The organism is Streptomyces toyocaensis (genome assembly GCF_000725125.1).
GTDB lineage: Bacteria > Actinomycetota > Actinomycetes > Streptomycetales > Streptomycetaceae > Streptomyces > Streptomyces toyocaensis.
The window spans coordinates 97,561-114,956 of sequence record NZ_JFCB01000025.1; the positions used below are offsets into that span (position 1 = coordinate 97,561).

A 17,396-nucleotide genomic window follows, 5' to 3' on the forward strand; every position below is an offset into this window, starting at 1 on the left:
AGCATGCCCCGCCCCTTCCGCCCGCGCCCGCGTGCCGCCGCCCTGACCGCCTGTGCCGTGCTGCTGCCCGCGCTGCTGGCGGGCTGCGGCCCGGACACGGAGGACCGGGACCTGACCCGGCAGGAGCTCGACTGGAAGGACTGTCCGGCCCCGTCCGAGGCCCAGGGCGGAGGCGCGCCCCCGTCCCCGCTGCCGGGCGGCCGGGGCACGTGGAGCTGCGCCACCATGAAGGCGCCGCTGGACTGGGACGACCCCCGGGGCGACACCATCGGCCTCGCGCTGATCCGGGCCGGGTCCAGCGGCCCGTCGAGCGAGCGCATCGGCTCCCTGATCTTCAACTTCGGTGGCCCCGGCGGCTCCGGCGTCACCGCACTGCCCGCGTTCGGCGAGCAGTACGCGACGCTGCGGACCCGATACGACCTGGTGAGCTTCGATCCCCGCGGGGTCGGCCGCAGTACACCCGTGATCTGCCAGGACGCCCGGGAGCTCGACGCGTACCTCCAGCAGGACGCCACCCCGGACGACACGGCCGAGCGCACGGAACTGCTGGAGAGCACCCAGGACTTCAACGCGGACTGCGAGGAGAACTCCGGCCGGATGCTGCCGCACGTGCGCACCACGGACGCGGCCCGCGACCTGGACCTGATGCGTCAGGTCCTCGGTGACGACACGCTGCACTACTTCGGTGTCTCCTACGGCACGGAACTCGGCGGCGTCTACGCCCACCTGTTCCCGGAGAAGGTCGGCCGCGCGGTCTTCGACGCGGTCGTCGACCCCACGCAGACCCCTCAGGAGCGCTCGCTCGGACAGGCACGGGGATTCCAGCTCGCGCTCGACAACTACGCCCGGGACTGCGTCTCCCGGACCGGGGAGTGCCCCGTCGGCGACAGCGCGCAGGACGTGAAGGACCGCATCGCCGCACTGCTGAGGGACCTCGACGGCAGACCCCTCCCGGGGGTGTTCCCGCGGCGGCTGACGCAGACCGCGGCGACCGGTGGGATCGTGCAGGCCCTGTACTCCCGGCAGTTCTGGGCCATCCTCACCGACGGCCTCGAGCAGGCGTACGACGGTGACGGAACGATTCTGATGCTGCTGTCCGACGCGATGAACGGGCGCGGCGAGAACGGCGAGTACAGCAACCTCGTCGCCGCCAACATCTCCGTCAACTGCGCCGACGACAGACCCCGCTACAACCCCGAGGACGTGGAACGCCGGCTTCCCGCGTTCAGGGCCGCGTCCGAGCTGTTCGGCGACTACATGGCGTGGGGAATGATCAGCTGCGCCGGCTGGGCGGTGCCCGGGGCCGCCGACCATCCGGACGTGAGCGCCCCCGGCGCGGCCCCGATCCTGGTGATCGGCAACACCGGCGATCCTGCGACCCCGTACGCGGGGGCGCGCAGGATGGCGCAGGCCCTCGGTGACGGGGTCGGCGTGGAGCTGACGTACCGGGGGCAGGGGCACGGCGCCTACGGCAGCAAGAACAGGTGCGTACGGGACGCGGTGCACAGCTATCTGCTGGACGGCACGGTGCCGGCGGCCGGCACCGTCTGCTCCTGAGCGGTCGGCGGGACGGGGAAACCGGCAGGTCACGGCATTGTCCACAGGCAGGCCCGGCGGGCGGAGAAACTGCCTACCATGGCCTGACCGCCGTCCGTGGCACAGCGCGGACGGCCAGCGAGGGGGGATCGGCACATGACCCGTTTCACACGGTGGACGGCCCTGACGGTCGCCGCCGCGCTTCTGACGGCGGGCTGCAGCGGCGCCGGGTCGCCGGACGGCGGCTCCGGGGACAAGGGCGACGACGGCAAGGGCGGCGGCACAGCGCTCGACTGGGGGGAGTGCAAGGCCTCCGGGGACGCCCCCGCACCGGGCGACGACTGGCAGTGCGCCACACTCCGCGTGCCCCTTGACTGGTCGAAGCCGAAGGGCTCGACGATCGGGCTGGCGCTCATCCGGGCCAGGGCCACGGGAGACGACCGCCTCGGCTCCCTGCTGTTCAACTTCGGCGGCCCCGGCGGTTCGGGCGTCTCCATGATGCCGTCCTACGCGGCCACGGTGTCCGAGCTGCGCGAGCGGTACGACCTGGTCAGCTGGGATCCGCGTGGAGTGGCCGCCAGCGAGGGCGTCCGCTGCCGCGACGACGAGAGCATCCAGGCCGCCGAGGCGTCGGTGGACGGCACCCCGGACACGGCGGACGAGGAGCAGGCGTTCCTGCGGGACGCCGCCGACTTCGGCAAGGGCTGCCGGAAGGCCGCCGGGAAGCTGATGGCCCATGTCTCGACCACCGACACCGCGCGCGACATGGACCGCATCCGGCAGGTCCTCGGCGACGACAAGCTGAACTACTTCGGCATCTCCTACGGCACCGAACTCGGCGGCGTCTACGCCCACCTGTTCCCGGAGAAGGTCGGCCGGATGACGCTCGACGCGGTGGTCGACCCCACGGCCGACACCGTCGGCCACGCGAAGAACCAGGCACGCGGCTTCCAGACGGCCCTCAACAACTATCTGAGGTCCACCGGCCGGGATCCCGAGGAGGGAACTCGGGACATCGCGCGATTGCTGGAGCGGATCGACGCCGAGCCCCTGCCGACGTCCTCCTCCGGACGTGAGCTGACGCAGTCGCTGGCGCTGATCGGCATCGTCCTGCCCCTGTACAGCAAGTCCAGCTGGCCGGCGCTGACCAGCGCGCTGCAGGCCGCCGAGGAGGGGGACGGCTCGGAGCTGCTGGCCCTGGCCGACGGCTACAACGAGCGGGACGCCTCGGGGCGGTACGGCACCACGACCCACTCCCAGCGGGTCATATCGTGCCTGGACGACAAGCAGCGGCCGACGATCGAGGAGACGAGGAAGGAACTCCCCGAGTTCGAGGAGATCTCGCCCGTGTTCGGATCCTTCCTCGGCTGGGACACGGCCGGCTGGTGTCACGACTGGCCGGTTCCCGGTCAGGTCGACACCCCGGAGGTGAGCGCGCCCGGCGCGGCACCGGTCCTGGTCGTGGGCAACACCGGCGACCCGGCCACGCCCTACGAGGGCGCCAGGCGGATGGCGGACGAGCTGGGCGAGGACGTCGGGGTGGTGCTCACCTGGAAGGGCGAGGGACACGGCGCGTACGGCAGTGGCAGCGACTGCGTCGACTCCACGGTGAACGCCTACCTGCTCGACGGCACGGTCCCGGAGGACGGCAAGGTCTGTTCATGACGACGGCGGGGGCTCCGCGCACTCGTGGTGCACGGAGCCCCCGCGTCGGCCCGGACCGGCGCCGGTCAGTAGACCGGCTTCTCCGGCTCGATCTGGTTGACCCAGCCGATCACGCCGCCGCCCACGTGCACGGCGTCGGCGAAGCCCGCGGACTTGAGGACCGCGAGGACCTCCGCGCTGCGGACACCCGTCTTGCAGTTCAGGACGATCTTCTTGTCCTGCGGCAGGCTCTCCAGGGCGTTGCCCATGAGGAACTCGTTCTTCGGGATCAGGCGGGCGCCCGGGATGGAGACGATCTCGAACTCGTTCGGCTCGCGGACGTCGATGAGCTCGATGCTCTCGCCGTCGTCGATCCACTCCTTGAGCTGCTTGGGAGTGATCGTGGAGTCGGCGGCCGCCGCCTGGGCCTCCTCGGACACGACGCCGCAGAAGGCCTCGTAGTCGATGAGCTCGGTGACGGTCGGGTTCTCGCCGCAGATCGCGCAGTCGGGGTCCTTGCGGACCTTGACCTGGCGGTACTGCATCTCCAGGGCGTCGTAGATCATCAGGCGTCCGACGAGGGGCTCACCGATGCCGGCGAGCAGCTTGATGGCCTCGTTGGCCTGGATGGAGCCGATGGACGCGCACAGCACGCCGAGGACGCCGCCCTCGGCGCAGGAGGGAACCATGCCCGGGGGCGGGGGCTCCGGGTAGAGGCAGCGGTAGCAGGGGCCGTGCTCGGACCAGAAGACGGACGCCTGGCCGTCGAAGCGGTAGATCGAACCCCACACGTACGGCTTGTTCAGCAGCACGCAGGCGTCGTTGACCAGGTAGCGGGTCGCGAAGTTGTCCGTGCCGTCGACGATCAGGTCGTACTGGCTGAAGAGGTCCATCACGTTGTCGGCCTCGAGCCGCTCCTCGTGGAGGACCACGTTCACGTACGGGTTGATGCCCTTGATCGTGTCTCGCGCGGACTCGGCCTTGGGGCGGCCGATGTCGGACTGGCTGTGGATGATCTGGCGCTGCAGGTTCGACTCGTCGACCTCGTCGAACTCCACGATGCCGAGCGTGCCCACGCCCGCCGCGGCCATGTACATCAGCCCCGGGGAACCCAGGCCGCCGGCGCCCACAAAGAGCACCTTGGCGTTCTTCAGCCGCTTCTGCCCGTCCATCCCCACATCGGGGATGATCAGGTGGCGGGAGTACCTGCGGACCTCGTCTACGGTGAGCTCGGGGGCCGGCTCGACCAGGGGTGGCAGCGACACGGGGACTCCGTTGGTCGGTCAATCACTACGGTTGTTCTCGGCTCAACACTGCCATGGGCTTTTTCATTCCGAGACACCCGTCCCGATCCGCGAGACGATGTCGTCCCAGTAGCCGGGCAGGGGCTCCCAGGGGTCGGTGTGGTGCGCGGGCGTGTGATCGGTGAAGTAGATCGTCGCCGCACCCTGCCAGCGCGCGACGCGGAGGGCCTCGTCCAGGTGCGGCCGGGGCACCCCGTGCACGAAGTGGCAGAACCGTTCGGGCGCGTGGTCGGCGGTCCATTCCGCCACCTGCGACCAGCGGTAGTCGGTCCACGCGCCGGAGAAGGTGACCAGCTGGTCGCCGTGCTCGGCGTACTCGGGACACGGGTGGGTGCCGTGGCCGAGGACGATGTGGGCGTCGTCGTGGATCACCCGGAGCGTGGCCACGGTGCGCCGCACCTCGGGGAGCGCGGCGCGGTCGGCGGGGCAGCGGTCCAGGAGGAATCCGTCGACCTGGTACCAGTCGAGGAAGCGGTGTGCATCCGAGATCACCTCACCGAAAGTGCGCAGGCCGAAGGCGGTGTCCAGGTGACCGAGGACGCGGACACCGGCGTTGCGCAGGCGGCCGGCCGCTTCCAGGCAGTGCGGGTCGGGCTGCACTCCGGGGCCGTCGGCCACATTGAGCGCCACCCAGTGCAGAGGCGCACCCGGGTGGGTGAGTCGGTTCCACTCGGTGGGGGCGAGGAGAGGGTGCGCGAAGCCGGGGATGCCGATGCCGGTGCGGACGTCCGTGCTCGGTGGGCCCGGTCTGGTGCTGGTCAGATACGACATGCCGCCTCCATCCAGATGTCGGCCAGGGACTCCTCGAGGTTGATGCGGGGACGCCAGCCGAGGCGGTCCCGGGCGGTGCGTACGTCTGCCTGCTGCCAGGTGCCGCAGCCGTCGGGGTAGGGGAAGGCGGACGGGCCGGTGCCGGGACCGGCGGCTCCGGTTGCGGTTGCGGTTGCGGTCGCGGTGGCCGGGGTGTGATCGGGGTCGGGGCGGGGGTGGCCGATGGAGGGCCGCAGGTGCGGGGGGTGCGGGAGCGTGTGCGAGGTGTGGGTGAGGTGGGCAGGGGGGTGGTGCAGGCCGGGTGGGGTGTCGAGCTCGTTGAGGGCGCCGCCGTAGCCGGCGACCCGGGCGAGGACCCCGGCGGCGTCGCGCAGGCGGACGGCCCGGCCCGAGCCGATGTTGATGACACCCTGTGCGGCGGAGAGCGAGGCGGCGTGGACGGCGCGGGCTACGTCGCGGACGTCGATGAAGTCCCGCTGCGCGCCGAGGCCGCCGAGCCTCAGCTCGGCGTCGCCGGACTGCATGGCGCGGCGCATGGCCTCGGCGAGGCGGCCCAGGGGGGAGCCGGCGGGGGTTCCGGGGCCCACGGGTGAGAAGACCCGCAGGACGACGGCGTCCAGGCCGGAGCCGAGGACGAGTTCGGTGGCGGCGAGCTTGCTGACGCCGTACGGGCCGCCGGGGCGGGGGACGGCGTCCTCCGCCGTGGAGGAGCCGTGCTGGCTGGGGCCGTACTCGGAGGCGCAGCCGATCTGCACGAGCCGTGCGCCGCAGCCGCTGCGGCGGAGGGCCTCGCAGACGGTGGCGACGGCGACGGTGTTGTGACGGGTGAGATCGCGGGCGCCGCCCCGTGTCGCACCGGCGCAGTTGATCACTACGCCGGGGTGGACGGCGTCGAGGAAGCGGGTGAGAGCGCCGGGGCTGCCGGTGGCGAGGTCGAAGCGGACGTCGGCGTCGTCGCCTCGGCCGAGGGCGGTGAGCTGCACGGCGGGGTCGGCGAGGAGGCGGTCGGCCACGAAGCGGCCGATGTAGCCGTTGGCGCCGATCAGCAGGACTCTCATCGGGCGGCTCCTTCGCTGCGCGGAGCTGCTGGGCGGGGGATCATGTGGGGTTCTCCTTCGGGAGGTGTCGGGTCGGAGTTGGCGGGGGCGTATGCCTGCGGCGCGGCCGGTCCCGCGGGCCGCCGCGCCGGGCCGGGCCACTTCCCTCGGGCCGCACCCGTGCCGGGCACCCGACGGTGACCCGGCCCGCGTCAGCGTTTCCGCGGCTCACCGGGGTTGCTCCGGGGCCACGTGCGCCGAGGCGCGGGACAGTGTGCGGGAGGCGTGGATCAGGAGGATCAGGGCCGCCGCACCGCAGGTGAGGGTGGGGACGGCCGCGGGGCTCCAGGTGGTGGTCAGGGTCTCCACCGGTGCGGACAGTGCGGCGCAGCCGGGGATGCGGGCGGCGAGGACCGTCGTCAGGGCGGCTGCCTGGGCGAGGGCGGTGATCGTGAGGATCACTTTCGGCGCGTGGCTGAAGCCGTGGACCGTCAGGAGGCGGGCCAGGAAGAGCAGGGCGCCCAGGGCGAGCGTCCCGGAGAACGCGAGCGGCTCGGCGAGGAGCCCGGACGCCGCCGCGAGCAGGGCCGCCAGTGTGCCCAGGAACACGACGAACGTGCCCAGCAGCACGGGGCGCACCGACGCGGAGAAGTCCTCCAGGCCACGGCTCGACCCGAGCCGGCGGCGGGCGTGGGTGGTGAAGAGGTGGGTGGTCCAGGCGGCCGGTGCGCAGGCGAGGGTGAGGGCCAGGGCCGGGGCGGTGGCGAGCGGCCAGTGGCCCCCCGTCGAACCGTCGGGCAGGCCGTCGGGGCCGCCGGTGACAGCCGCGTCCAGCAGGCCGTCGCCCAGGAGGGCGTAGCCGATCAGCCAGCACGTCCAGGACGTCGTGGCCGGCGTGCGGCCGGGAGTGCTCAGCGGACCCCGGCGGAGTACCGCGCGGACGGCGAGAGTGACGGCGAGGATGCCGGTGGCCGCCGCGTAGAGGCGCGTCTCGCCGTGGGTCTGGCGCAGGGCGATCACCGTCCCCGCGCACAGGGCGCCCGGGAGGAGGGGGAGGAGGAACCGGGCGAACCCCCGGGTGGTCTCCGCGCGCGGCGTCGTGGGTGGCACGGGGTCGGTGTCGCGGGGGGCCCGGGCGTAGAGCTCCTCCGCCAGGGAGAAGACGTCGCGGTGGCGGAAGCGGGCGGCGGTCCGGTCGGTGATGCCGTGGGCCTCCAGTCCCGCCGCGATCTCCAACGGGTCCACGGCCCGCCGGCACAGGTCGTGGTGGCGGTGCAGGAGTGCCTTGACGGGGTCGGCCGCACCGGGAGTGCCGCGCTTCAGTTCGCCCAGGTCGGTCATCGGACTGTCTCCGTTGCGGGTACCGGCGTCTCCAGGGCCCACGTGGGGACGGCGCGGGGGGTGGGGTCGGTCCAGTGGCCGGGGACGTGGGCCTCGGCGGGGGCGGCGAAGGGCAGGGGGTCGCCGGTGCCGTCGAGGACGGGACGGCGGACCGGGGTCCGCGCGACGATCTCCAGGTAGATGCGGTGGAAGGCCGAGACGTTCTGGTCGACGGTGAACAACTCGAGCGCGCGGGCGCGGGCGGCGGCACCGAGGCGTGTACGGCGCTCGGGGTCGCGCAGCAGGGAGACGCACGCCTCGGCGAGCGCCCGCGGGTTGCGCGGTGGTACGACGAGACCGGTGCCGCCGATGGCCTCCACGACCGCGCCGACGTCCGTGGAGACGGTGGCGCGTGCGCAGAACATCGCCTCGATAAGCCCCGTGGGGAATCCCTCGACGACACTGGACAGGACTGTCACGGCCCCGCCGGCGTAGGCGTGGGCGGGGGTTTCCAGGCCGGGGCCGCCCAGTTCCTCGAAGGACACGGGGTTGTCGCCGACGGCGTGCGGGCCGTCCGCCTCGTCCGGGAAGAGGTGGGCGGCCAGCGCCCGGCAGTGGCCGAGGTACGCGGCGCCCTCGGGGCCCGTGGGGCCCCCGATGATCCGCAGACGGGCCTTCGGCTCCCGCGTGCGGATCTGCGCGAAGGCGTGCAGCAGCGAGACCAGGTCCTTGGCGGGCTCCACCCGGCCGGCCCAGACGAGGGTGTGCGGGTCCGCGCTCTCCGGGGACTCCCCCACCTCGGCGAAGGGCGCGGCGTCCATGCCCGGGTACACCGTGCGCAGCTTCGCCGGGTCGGCGCCGCAGCGTTCCTGCCAGTGGCGGGCGTGTGCGTTGCCCGGCGTGAGGAACGCGGCCCGGCGGTAGGTCTCGGCGGTGAGCCCGCGGTGGAAGGCGGCGAGCAGGGAGCGGACCGGGGGCGGGGAGTCCGGGCGGGTGAGGTAGTGCGTCCGCAGGCGCACCCCGTACTCGGTGACGAGGAGGGGGACGCCGAAGAAGTGGTGGGCGAGCAGGCCCGGAAGGGCCGCCACTCCCCCGGCGGCGGCGTGGCACAGGTCCACCGCGCCCAGCCCGTCCTCCTCGTACCAGTCGAGCGAGAGCGGGCGCAGGGCGCGCTCCACGTGCGCGGTGACCTCCAGCAGGTCCGGGACACGGGCCTCACGCGCCGTGCGCCGGGCGCCGGGCGCACGACAGGCGCGCTCCAGGGCGCGTACGGCCGTCTCGGAGCGGAGCGCGGCCACCAGGCCGCCTTCCTCGCGGGCGAGTTCGGCGAGGCCCCGGAGCGCGGTGGCGAAACGGTCCGCCTCAGCGGCGGCGGAGTCCGCCGACGCGCAGAGGACGGCGGCCAGTTCGGCGTAGTGCTCCGCGAAGTGCCGGCGTGCGCGGCGGCCGTACACCACCCCGTCGTCCTCGGCCGTCCACAGCGGCGCGGTGCGCACCCTGCTGACCTGGGGCGGCAGCGGGACCCAGCCGGCGTCCTCCTGGGCCTCGCCGCTGCTGAACGCGTAGACGTCGAACTCGTGGCGGTCGAGTCCGCGCACCAGGCGGTCGCACCAGAGCCCGCCCTCACCGCTCACGTACGGATAGCCACCCTCCGTCAGCAGTCCGATGCGCACGTGTGCACCCCCGATCTCCCGTGTGGGGAGCCGCCGTTGCCCCGGCGGCTCGCAGCGGGACGAACGTATGCGGAACAGGTGGTGGCGCGACGGACGGTTGTCCGTCGCGCCACCAGAAGGGGTGAACGGGAGTAACTTTCCCGCGCGGGGCGCGTTTCGGGGCGCTACAGCCAGGCGCTCCGTGTGCGATCAGTCGATGATCAGCTGTTGGGGTAGGCCCAGGGATTCGGGCGGCAGCGGATTCCGTCGTGCTCGAGGAACTTGGTCTGCTGCTGCATCACCGGTGCCAGGTCGCCGTCCTTGTCACAGGTGACGTGGTTGTAGCCCAGCCGGTGGCCGATCTCGTGGTTGATCAGCATCTGGCGGTAGGCGTGGATCTCCTCGCCGTACGTCTGTGAACCCTGCGCCCACCGGTACGCGTTGATCATCACGCGCTCCGTGGCCGCGGAGTCGCAGGAGACGTTGTCCTCGGTGGTGTCCAGGCCGGACTTGGCGCACCAGTCCGCGGTCGTCGCGGGGCTGGCGAGGGTGATCACGAAGTCGGCCCGGCCGGAGTGGAGGCGCTCGAAGGTGCGGGCGCCGTTGTGCGCCCAGCTGCGGTCGTCGTTGAGCGTCCGGTGCACGGCCTCGGCGAAGAGCTCCCCGTCGAGGCCGAGTCCCTGCTCCACGTCGACGCGATAGGTGACCTTGTCCCCCTTGCCGGGCGCCTTGGCGATGCCGGGAATCGCCTCGAACGTCCCCGTGCCCGCGCGGGTCGCGCTCAACGGGTACTTCCTGTCCATCTTCTGCTGGTACGTCAGCGGCTCGGCGGACGGCACGGCGGGCGTCTCCCGGTCGTCACCGCGCGAGGCGGGATCCCGTGCGTCGCGCGCCTGCTCACCCGCGGAGTGCGCCTGTACTCCGGCGGCGTCGCGTTCGTCGGCGACCTGCCCGGCCACCACGACGGCCAGCACCGTGGTGACGGCGGCGGCCGCGATGCCGGTGAAGGCGCGCCCCCTGCCTCCCCTGCCCTGCGCGGGCTCCCCGGCCGGCGGCTCGCCGTCCTCGCCGGCGTCCGCGGGGATGCCGGCGACCGGAGCGCTGTTCCAGTCGGTGACGGCGGTGCCGGGGTCGACGGGGCGCCCGGACGCCGGCGGGCGCGGTCCTGCGGCGGGCGTGCGCGGGGTGAAGAGGTCGACGTCGTCGGCGAAGGCGTCGAGGTAGTCCTCCCGCGGTCCCGCGGGAGGTGCCTGCCGCTGTCGCGGGAGGGGCACGCCGGGCCCGGGTGACGGCCCCGGCCCGGCCGGAGGCATGCCCCCGTACCCGGCTCCGGTCGTCGTCCGGCCGTTCACCGTTCCCCAGCCACCCCCGGGCTCCCGCTGCTCCGGGTGCCCGCCACGGGCCCGGGGAACACCGTGCGCCGGAGTCCCGTCGGCGAAGCGGGGAACACCGTGCGCCGGGGTGCCCTCCGGGAGCCATCCGTCCGGCAGTCGTGGGACACCGTGCGCCGGAGTCCCGGGCGGGGCCGCGTACGGGCTTCCGTACCCCCGGCCCCCGCCCGCGGGTGGACGCTCCTGCGGCTGAGGGGCCGGGGCATGGGCCGGCTGAGCCGCGGGCCCGCGGTGCGGGCCCGGGTGGGTGTCCCCCCGGTCGCCCCCGCCGGCCTCGCGGCCGTCCGGAACGTTCGCTGCCGCGGCGGTGTCCGCGATGCCGCCCCTGGGGGCGGGTCCACGGCGGCTGTGGCGTCCCACGTCGCGCCTCAGCCCCTCGAGTTCTCGGCGGTGGCTCCGCCACCGGTGCCGGCGGGGGAACCCGGAGCGCCCTGCGCGCCCGGATCCCCAGTATCCCCCTCATCGGCCGAATCCGTTGTATCCATGAGGAGTTCACGGAAGGCGAGGGCCACGGTCTCGGGATACTCCATCATCGCCACGTGACCTGCCTCCGGAATGGTCACCAGCCGGGAGTCCCGGAAGGCGCGCGCCGACCGCTGCACCATGCGGAAGCCGACGAGCTGGTCCCGGCCGCCGTAGACGAGCAGGGTCGGCGCGAGCACCCGCTCGGCCTGGCGCCACAGTCCGTGCCGGCCACCCAGGGTGTAGGCGTTGACGAGCCCTCGCGCGGAGCGGGCCATCGCGTCCCAGAAGTAGGGCAGCCGCAACCGCCGCTCCATCTCCTGCACGGCGTTGCGGAACCCCTCGTGCGACACCCGCGCGGGGTCCCCGTAACAGAGGTTCAGCACGCCGCGGACCCGCTGTTCCGCCGTCCACCCCCGGGTGATGCGGGTGAACAGCAGAGCGATCCCGGGCACCGCGAGCAACCCCGTGGGGACGGCGGTGCGCTGCACCCGCAGTTCCGGCAGGGCCGGTGACACGAGGGTGAGGGTGCGCACGAGGTCGGGGCGTACGGCGGCGACACGGGTGGCGACGGCGCCGCCGAGCGAGTTCCCGAAGAGGTGCACGGGGCCCCGGCCGGAGGCGTCGAGGTAGCGGATCACCGCGCGGGCGTGCGCGGAGAGGGAGTAGTCGCCGTCGTCCGGCGGCGGGGAGTCCCCGAAGCCCGGCAGGTCCACGGCCTCGCTGTCGACGACGTCGTGCAGCAGCGGCATGAGCGCCGACCAGTTCAGTGAGGAACCGCCGAGTCCGTGGATGTGGAGAGCGGGCGGCAGTCCCTCCCGCGCGGGCGGCCTCGACCGTACGGAGAGCGTGACGCCGGGCAGGTGCACCGACCTGAGGCGCTCGCCCTCGGCGACCCGGACGGCCGCCACTTCGGGAAGCACGTTCGCGGGCGGCACGGACGGCAGCTCGGTCGACGACATGCGGCAATGTTACGAGACGATCACGTGGCGGTTCATGTGTCCGGCATCACAGAGGGCTCCCCCGCGCGACGCCCACCCCGTCACATCCCGGCCGTGGATCGCATAGCGTCCGGATCGGGTGTCTCCTAGGCTCGTTCAGAGGGCACCCGCATGTGGCCCCTGCATCCGTCAGGGACGTTCGTAGAAGGGAGCCCAGCCATGGCCGTAGACCCGACCGACCCGGAGACGTTCACGGAGGACGAGGACGTTCGAGAGGGCCAGGAGTACGACGTCGAGGCGCCCGTGGTCGACGCGGCGGAGCAGCAGGCGGAGGTGCGGCCGGAGGGCGACGACCCGATGACCGGCGTCGATCCCGACCGTGCCAACGAGGCCGACCTGGCGGAACAGGCCCGGGTCGTCTCCCTCGACGAGGACGACTACCGGTGAGGAGTGCGCCGGCCAGGGCACCGTCACCAGGGGAGGGGGCGCTTTCTTGCCCGCTCTGACAGCTTTTGAAACCTTCCGTACCGCTTTCGCCGCCGTCCGGTCCGTGAAATTCTGCGCTCTCACCGCGCACACCACGGTTACCGAAAAGTACGATGGCGGCGCGGCTCACACCGCACATGGACGACAATGGGAGGCGGCGTGACAGCCATCGAGCAGACAGACGCGGTACGCCCGAGGGGTACACGCCTGCCGCGCCGTGCCCGACGGAACCAGTTGCTGGGCGCCGCGCAGGAAGTCTTCGTCGCGCAGGGTTACCACGCGGCCGCGATGGACGACATCGCCGAACGCGCCGGCGTCAGCAAGCCGGTGCTGTACCAGCACTTCCCGGGCAAGCTGGATCTCTATCTCGCACTGCTGGACCAGCACTGCGAGGCCCTGATCCAGTCGGTGCGCCACGCACTGGCGTCGACGACGGACAACAAGCAGCGTGTCCGGGCGACCATGGACGCCTACTTCGCGTACGTCGAGGACGACGGCGGCGCGTTCCGCCTGGTCTTCGAGTCGGACCTGACGAACGAGCCCGCCGTGCGCGAGCGCGTCGACAAGGTGACCAACGACTGCGCGGAGGCGATCTGCGACGTCATCGCCGAGGACACCGGGCTGTCGCGCGCGGAGTCGATGCTGCTCGCCTCGGGGCTCGGCGGCCTCGCGCAGGTGGTGGCGCGGTCCTGGCTGCACAGCGACCGCAGCGTGCCGCGTGACCAGGCGGTGCAGTTGCTGACCTCGCTGGCCTGGCGGGGCATCGCCGGATTCCCGCTGCACGGCAACGAGCAGCACCCCTGAGCCCGCGGGGCGGACACCGGCGGCCGTTCGTTCCCGCCGGCTGTTCGCTCCTGGCGTTGCAGGGCGCGACGTGTACGTCCCCTCACCGGGCTAATGTGTGCTGGTACGGCGCGGAACGTCGCGCACTTCACTGACCGTCGGAGGGACATAGCCGTGGAGGTCAAGATCGGCGTGCAGCACGCGCCCCGCGAGATCGTTCTGGAGAGCGGTCAGAGCGCCGAGGAGGTCGAGCGCGTGGTGGCCGAAGCGCTGGCCGGGAAGTCGCAGCTGCTGAGCCTCGTGGACGAGCACGGCCGCAAGATCCTGGTCCCGGCCGACCGTCTCGCGTACGTCGAGATCGGCGAGCCGGCCCCGCGCAAGGTGGGCTTCGGCGCGCTGTAGACGGCGACCGGACGTCACAGGAGGGCCCGGCGGTTTCCACACCGCCGGGCCCTCCCGCGTTCCCGCGCCCTTGTCCCCGTCCGCCTGCGCCCGGCACGGACGGAGCACGGCTCCGCCCCTCAGGAGGATTGGATTCCGCAGGTCAGGGGTAAGACGGGCTACGACCGATGTGAGCAGGCCGGCCATGTGGGAGGGACCCCGACATGCTCTTGGAAACGCTCAGCTCCGCCATCCTCGGCCTGGCTCTGGCGTGGGCGGCGTACCACCGCCTGCCGCATCGTCTCCCCGCCCGCGCCCTGGTGCTGGCGACCGGTGTGGCCGGGGCGCTGTTCGGCGCCTTCGTCATGAACACCGCGCTGGACGCGGGCAACCTGCTGACGCTCCTGCTGGGCGCGGTGATCGTGTCCGTGGCCTCGCTGTCGCTGCTGCTGCGCCCCGCGGGAAGACTGCGCCGCCGATCGGCGACCGCATGACCGGCCGCCGGTGGTGGCGCCGCGGGTGAACCGGACCGGGCGGCCCGGGCCGCCCGTCAGGCCGCGAGCCCCAGGGCCGCCATCCGCTTGGTGTGGGCTTCGGTGATCCGGGAGAACATCCTGCCGACCTCGGCGAGGTCGAACCCGTCCGCGACGCCTCCCACGAGCATCGTCGACAGCGCGTCACGGTCGGCGACCACCCGCTGGGACTGCGACAGGGCCTCCCCCATGAGCCGCCGCGCCCACAGCGCGAGCCGTCCGCCCACGCGCGGGTCCGCGTCGATCGCGGCACGCACCTTCTCCACGGCGAAGCCGCCGTGCCCGGTGTCGTCGAGTACGGCCAGCACCAGCGCCCGGCTGTCGGAGTCCAGACGGGCCGCGACCTCCCGGTAGAAGTCGCTGGCGATGGAGTCGCCGACGTAGGCCTTGACCAGGCCCTCCAGCCAGTCGGAGGGCGCCGTCTGCTTGTGGAAACCGTCGTAGGCGGCGACGAAGGGCTCCATCGCGAGCGTCGGTTCCTCGCCGATCTCGGCGAGCCGGTCACGCAGCCGCTCGAAGTGGTGGAACTCGGCCGAGGCCATCTTCGCCAGCTCGGCCTTGTCCGCCAGCGTGGGCGCCAGCTTGGCGTCCTCCGCGAGCCGCTCGAACGCCGCCAGCTCCCCGTACGCGAGCGCGCCGAGCAGGTCCACGACGGCGGCACGGTACTGGGGGTCGGCGGAGGCGGCCGCCCAGTCCATGGCGGCGACGCCGGTGTGCCCGGCACTGTTCTCGGGGGTGTCCGCGGCGTTGTCAGGCTTGTCAGAGCTCGTCATGAAGCGCACAATAGCCCGCTTGTCCGGCACCGGAAGTCCCCGGTGATTCAGTGTGACGACGACTACGTGACCAAATCGGCCATGGCGTGTGCGCGGATCCGGGGTATGGTGGTAATGCGCCTGCTGAGCACTCTGACGTACTCGACAGGCCGTATGTATGAGGATGCCCGGTCGGTGGCCCGATCGGCTCCGACCCGACAGCCCTCTCGACCGTACGCCCCAGTGCGTGCGGAACCCGGAGGGACACCTCAGCGGTACGAACGCTCGAGCGTCGGCAGTGGTCCCGTGTCCTACGGCCCCGCCCGTATGGCAGCCGACGTCCCCGGCACGGTCCCTACACGACCCCCGCGCTCGCCTCGCACCGCGCACACAGAAGAGGCAGCACCCTGACTACGACGTTCCGAGAGCTCGGGATCCTCCCCGAGACCGCCGAGGCCCTGGAAGCCGTCGGCATCATCACCCCCTTCCCCATCCAGGAGATGACGCTCCCCGTGGCCCTGTCGGGCACGGACGTCATCGGCCAGGCCAAGACCGGCACCGGCAAGACGCTCGGCTTCGGCCTTCCGCTCCTCGAGCGCGTCACCGTCCCCGCGGACGTGGAAGCCGGCCGCGCCAGGCCCGAGGACCTCACCGACGCCCCGCAGGCACTGGTGGTCGTCCCCACGCGCGAGCTGTGCACGCAGGTCACCAACGACCTGCTGACCGCCGGCAAGGTGCGCAACGTGCGTGTCACCGCCATCTACGGCGGCCGTGCCTACGAGCCCCAGGTCGAGGCGCTGAAGAAGGGCGTCGACGTGGTCGTCGGCACCCCGGGCCGGCTGCTCGACCTCGCCGGGCAGAAGAAGCTGAACCTGAAGCACGTCAGGGCCCTCGTGCTCGACGAGGCCGACGAGATGCTCGACCTGGGCTTCCTGCCCGACGTCGAGAAGATCATCAACTTCCTCCCGGCCAAGCGCCAGACCATGCTGTTCTCGGCCACCATGCCGGGCGCCGTGATCGGTCTCGCCCGTCGCTACATGTCGCAGCCGACGCACATCCGCGCCACGGCTCCGGACGACGAGGGCGCGACGGTCGCGAACACCACGCAGTTCGTCTACCGCGCCCACAACATGGACAAGCCCGAGATGGTCGCGCGGATGCTGCAGGCCGACGGCCGGGGGCTGGTCATGGTCTTCTGCCGCACCAAGCGCACCGCCGCCGACCTCGCCGACCAGCTCAAGCAGCGCGGCTTCGCCTCCGGCGCGGTCCACGGCGACCTGGGCCAGGGCGCCCGCGAGCAGGCCCTGCGCGCGTTCCGCAACGGCAAGGTCGACGTCCTCGTCTGCACCGACGTCGCCGCCCGCGGCATCGACGTCGAGGGCGTGACCCACGTCATCAACTACCAGACCCCCGAGGACGAGAAGACGTATCTGCACCGCATCGGCCGCACCGGCCGCGCGGGCGCGAAGGGTACGGCGATCACGCTGGTCGACTGGGACGACATCCCGCGCTGGCAGCTGATCAACAAGGCGCTCGACCTCGGCCTCGGCGACCCGCAGGAGACGTACTCCACCTCCCCGCACCTGTTCACGGACCTGGGCATCCCCGAGGGCACCAAGGGCATCCTGCCGCGCGCGGAGCGCACGCGGGCCGGGCTGGACGCGGAGGAGCTCGAGGACCTGGGCGAGCCGGGCGGCCGTGGGCCGCGCGGGCGCGGTGGCCGGGGCGGGCGTGGTAACGACCGTCCCGAGGAGCGGGAGACCTCGACCCGTACGCCGCGGCGCCGCCGTCGCACGCGTGGCGGTACGCCGCTGGACGAGGCGGCGCAGCAGCCCGCGAGCCCGGCCGCCGAAGGCGCCGGCGAGGCGGAGGCCGGTACGGCCGCGCGCACCCCGCGCCGACGTCGCCGCATGCGCGGCGGAGTCCCCGCGGGGGCGCCGTCGGCCGCGGTGACCGCGGCCGAGCCCGCCGAGGCGGCGGAGTCCGCCGTCGACACGGCCGAGGGCACGGCGGACGCCGCCGAAGCGTCCGCGAAGCCGCGCCGCCGTCGCACCCGCAGGTCCGCGGAGTCGGCAGCGGTGGACACGGCGGCCGCCGTCACCCCGTCGCCGGCCGAGGAGACCGCGGTGGCCGTGGCGGCCCCCGTCGTCACGGAACCCGAGGCCGCCCCGGTCACGGAGCCGCGCCGCCGCACCCGCAAGGCCGCCGCCGAGGCCGAGACCCCGGCCGTCGCCGCCGAGCCGGCCGAGACCACCGAGGCCAAGCCCCGCCGCGCGCGGAAGACCGCCGCGAAGGCGGAGACCGCGGTCGACACGGCCGAGGCGGTCGAGACCAAGCCGCGCAGGACGCGCAAGACCGCCGCCACCACGGAGGCCCTCGACACGGCCGAGGCCGCGCCGCGCC

At 73.0% G+C, this 17,396-nt stretch carries 15 protein-coding genes; 7 read left to right on the forward strand and 8 right to left on the reverse strand.

The features are described from left to right. The first annotated feature begins 3 nt into the window (after window positions 1-3). On the forward strand, window positions 4-1,557 hold the full coding sequence (locus tag BU52_RS24000) for an alpha/beta hydrolase (RefSeq protein WP_037937862.1): 1,554 nt from the start codon (window positions 4-6) through the stop codon (window positions 1,555-1,557). A gap of 135 nt (window positions 1,558-1,692) precedes the next feature. Further along, on the forward strand, window positions 1,693-3,201 hold the full coding sequence (locus BU52_RS24005; RefSeq protein ID WP_037937863.1) for an alpha/beta hydrolase: 1,509 nt from the start codon (window positions 1,693-1,695) through the stop codon (window positions 3,199-3,201). A gap of 65 nt (window positions 3,202-3,266) precedes the next feature. On the opposite strand, the gene moeZ is transcribed toward BU52_RS24005, so the two are convergent. The 7 genes from moeZ to BU52_RS24040 form a co-directional block, all read right to left on the reverse strand. Further along, window positions 3,267-4,445, reverse strand: a complete 1,179-nt coding sequence (gene moeZ, locus BU52_RS24010) for an adenylyltransferase/sulfurtransferase MoeZ (RefSeq protein ID WP_037937864.1) — start codon at window positions 4,443-4,445, stop codon at window positions 3,267-3,269. A 63-nt stretch (window positions 4,446-4,508) separates the two neighbouring features. Continuing rightward, entirely contained in the window at window positions 4,509-5,255 is a 747-nt protein-coding gene (locus BU52_RS24015) for a spherulation-specific family 4 protein (protein WP_037937866.1), read from the reverse strand. Next, window positions 5,243-6,313 carry an NAD-dependent epimerase/dehydratase gene (locus BU52_RS24020; protein WP_037937868.1) on the reverse strand — a complete coding sequence of 357 codons (1,071 nt, stop codon included), beginning with the start codon at window positions 6,311-6,313 and terminating at the stop codon, window positions 5,243-5,245. The genes BU52_RS24015 and BU52_RS24020 overlap by 13 nt, the downstream gene beginning before the upstream one ends. A gap of 207 nt (window positions 6,314-6,520) precedes the next feature. Next, window positions 6,521-7,633, reverse strand: a complete 1,113-nt coding sequence (locus BU52_RS24025; protein ID WP_037937870.1) for a hypothetical protein — start codon at window positions 7,631-7,633, stop codon at window positions 6,521-6,523. After that, window positions 7,630-9,285, reverse strand: coding sequence for a DUF3492 domain-containing protein (locus BU52_RS24030; RefSeq protein ID WP_037937872.1), 1,656 nt, complete (start codon window positions 9,283-9,285; stop codon window positions 7,630-7,632). The genes BU52_RS24025 and BU52_RS24030 overlap by 4 nt, the downstream gene beginning before the upstream one ends. Window positions 9,286-9,485: 200 nt before the next feature. Beyond that, complete coding sequence (locus BU52_RS24035; RefSeq protein ID WP_037937873.1) at window positions 9,486-11,015, reverse strand: DUF3152 domain-containing protein; 1,530 nt, start codon at window positions 11,013-11,015, stop codon at window positions 9,486-9,488. 8 nt (window positions 11,016-11,023) lie between these two features. Further along, window positions 11,024-12,079 carry an alpha/beta fold hydrolase gene (locus BU52_RS24040; RefSeq protein WP_037937874.1) on the reverse strand — a complete coding sequence of 352 codons (1,056 nt, stop codon included), beginning with the start codon at window positions 12,077-12,079 and terminating at the stop codon, window positions 11,024-11,026. 198 nt (window positions 12,080-12,277) lie between these two features. On the opposite strand from BU52_RS24040, the gene BU52_RS24045 reads away from it, so the two are divergent. From BU52_RS24045 to BU52_RS24060, 4 genes are all read left to right on the forward strand, one after another. Next, window positions 12,278-12,505, forward strand: coding sequence for a hypothetical protein (locus BU52_RS24045; RefSeq protein WP_037937876.1), 228 nt, complete (start codon window positions 12,278-12,280; stop codon window positions 12,503-12,505). Window positions 12,506-12,703: 198 nt separating this feature from the next. Beyond that, on the forward strand, window positions 12,704-13,348 hold the full coding sequence (locus BU52_RS24050; protein WP_037937905.1) for a TetR/AcrR family transcriptional regulator: 645 nt from the start codon (window positions 12,704-12,706) through the stop codon (window positions 13,346-13,348). Between the two features lie 153 nt (window positions 13,349-13,501). After that, complete coding sequence (locus BU52_RS24055) at window positions 13,502-13,729, forward strand: DUF3107 domain-containing protein (RefSeq protein WP_019522837.1); 228 nt, start codon at window positions 13,502-13,504, stop codon at window positions 13,727-13,729. A gap of 203 nt (window positions 13,730-13,932) precedes the next feature. After that, window positions 13,933-14,202 (forward strand): hypothetical protein, encoded by a 270-nt coding sequence (locus BU52_RS24060; RefSeq protein ID WP_037937878.1) that lies wholly within the window; start codon window positions 13,933-13,935, stop codon window positions 14,200-14,202. Window positions 14,203-14,258: 56 nt separating this feature from the next. On the opposite strand, the gene BU52_RS24065 is transcribed toward BU52_RS24060, so the two are convergent. Next, a complete protein-coding gene (locus tag BU52_RS24065) occupies window positions 14,259-15,014 on the reverse strand; it encodes a ferritin-like domain-containing protein (protein ID WP_107061251.1) in 756 nt (251 codons plus the stop codon). Between the two features lie 479 nt (window positions 15,015-15,493). Between BU52_RS24065 and BU52_RS24075 the strand changes: the two genes are divergently transcribed. Beyond that, window positions 15,494-17,396, forward strand: a 1,903-nt coding sequence (locus BU52_RS24075; RefSeq protein WP_037937907.1) for a DEAD/DEAH box helicase, incomplete at its 3' end; no start/stop codon positions are given.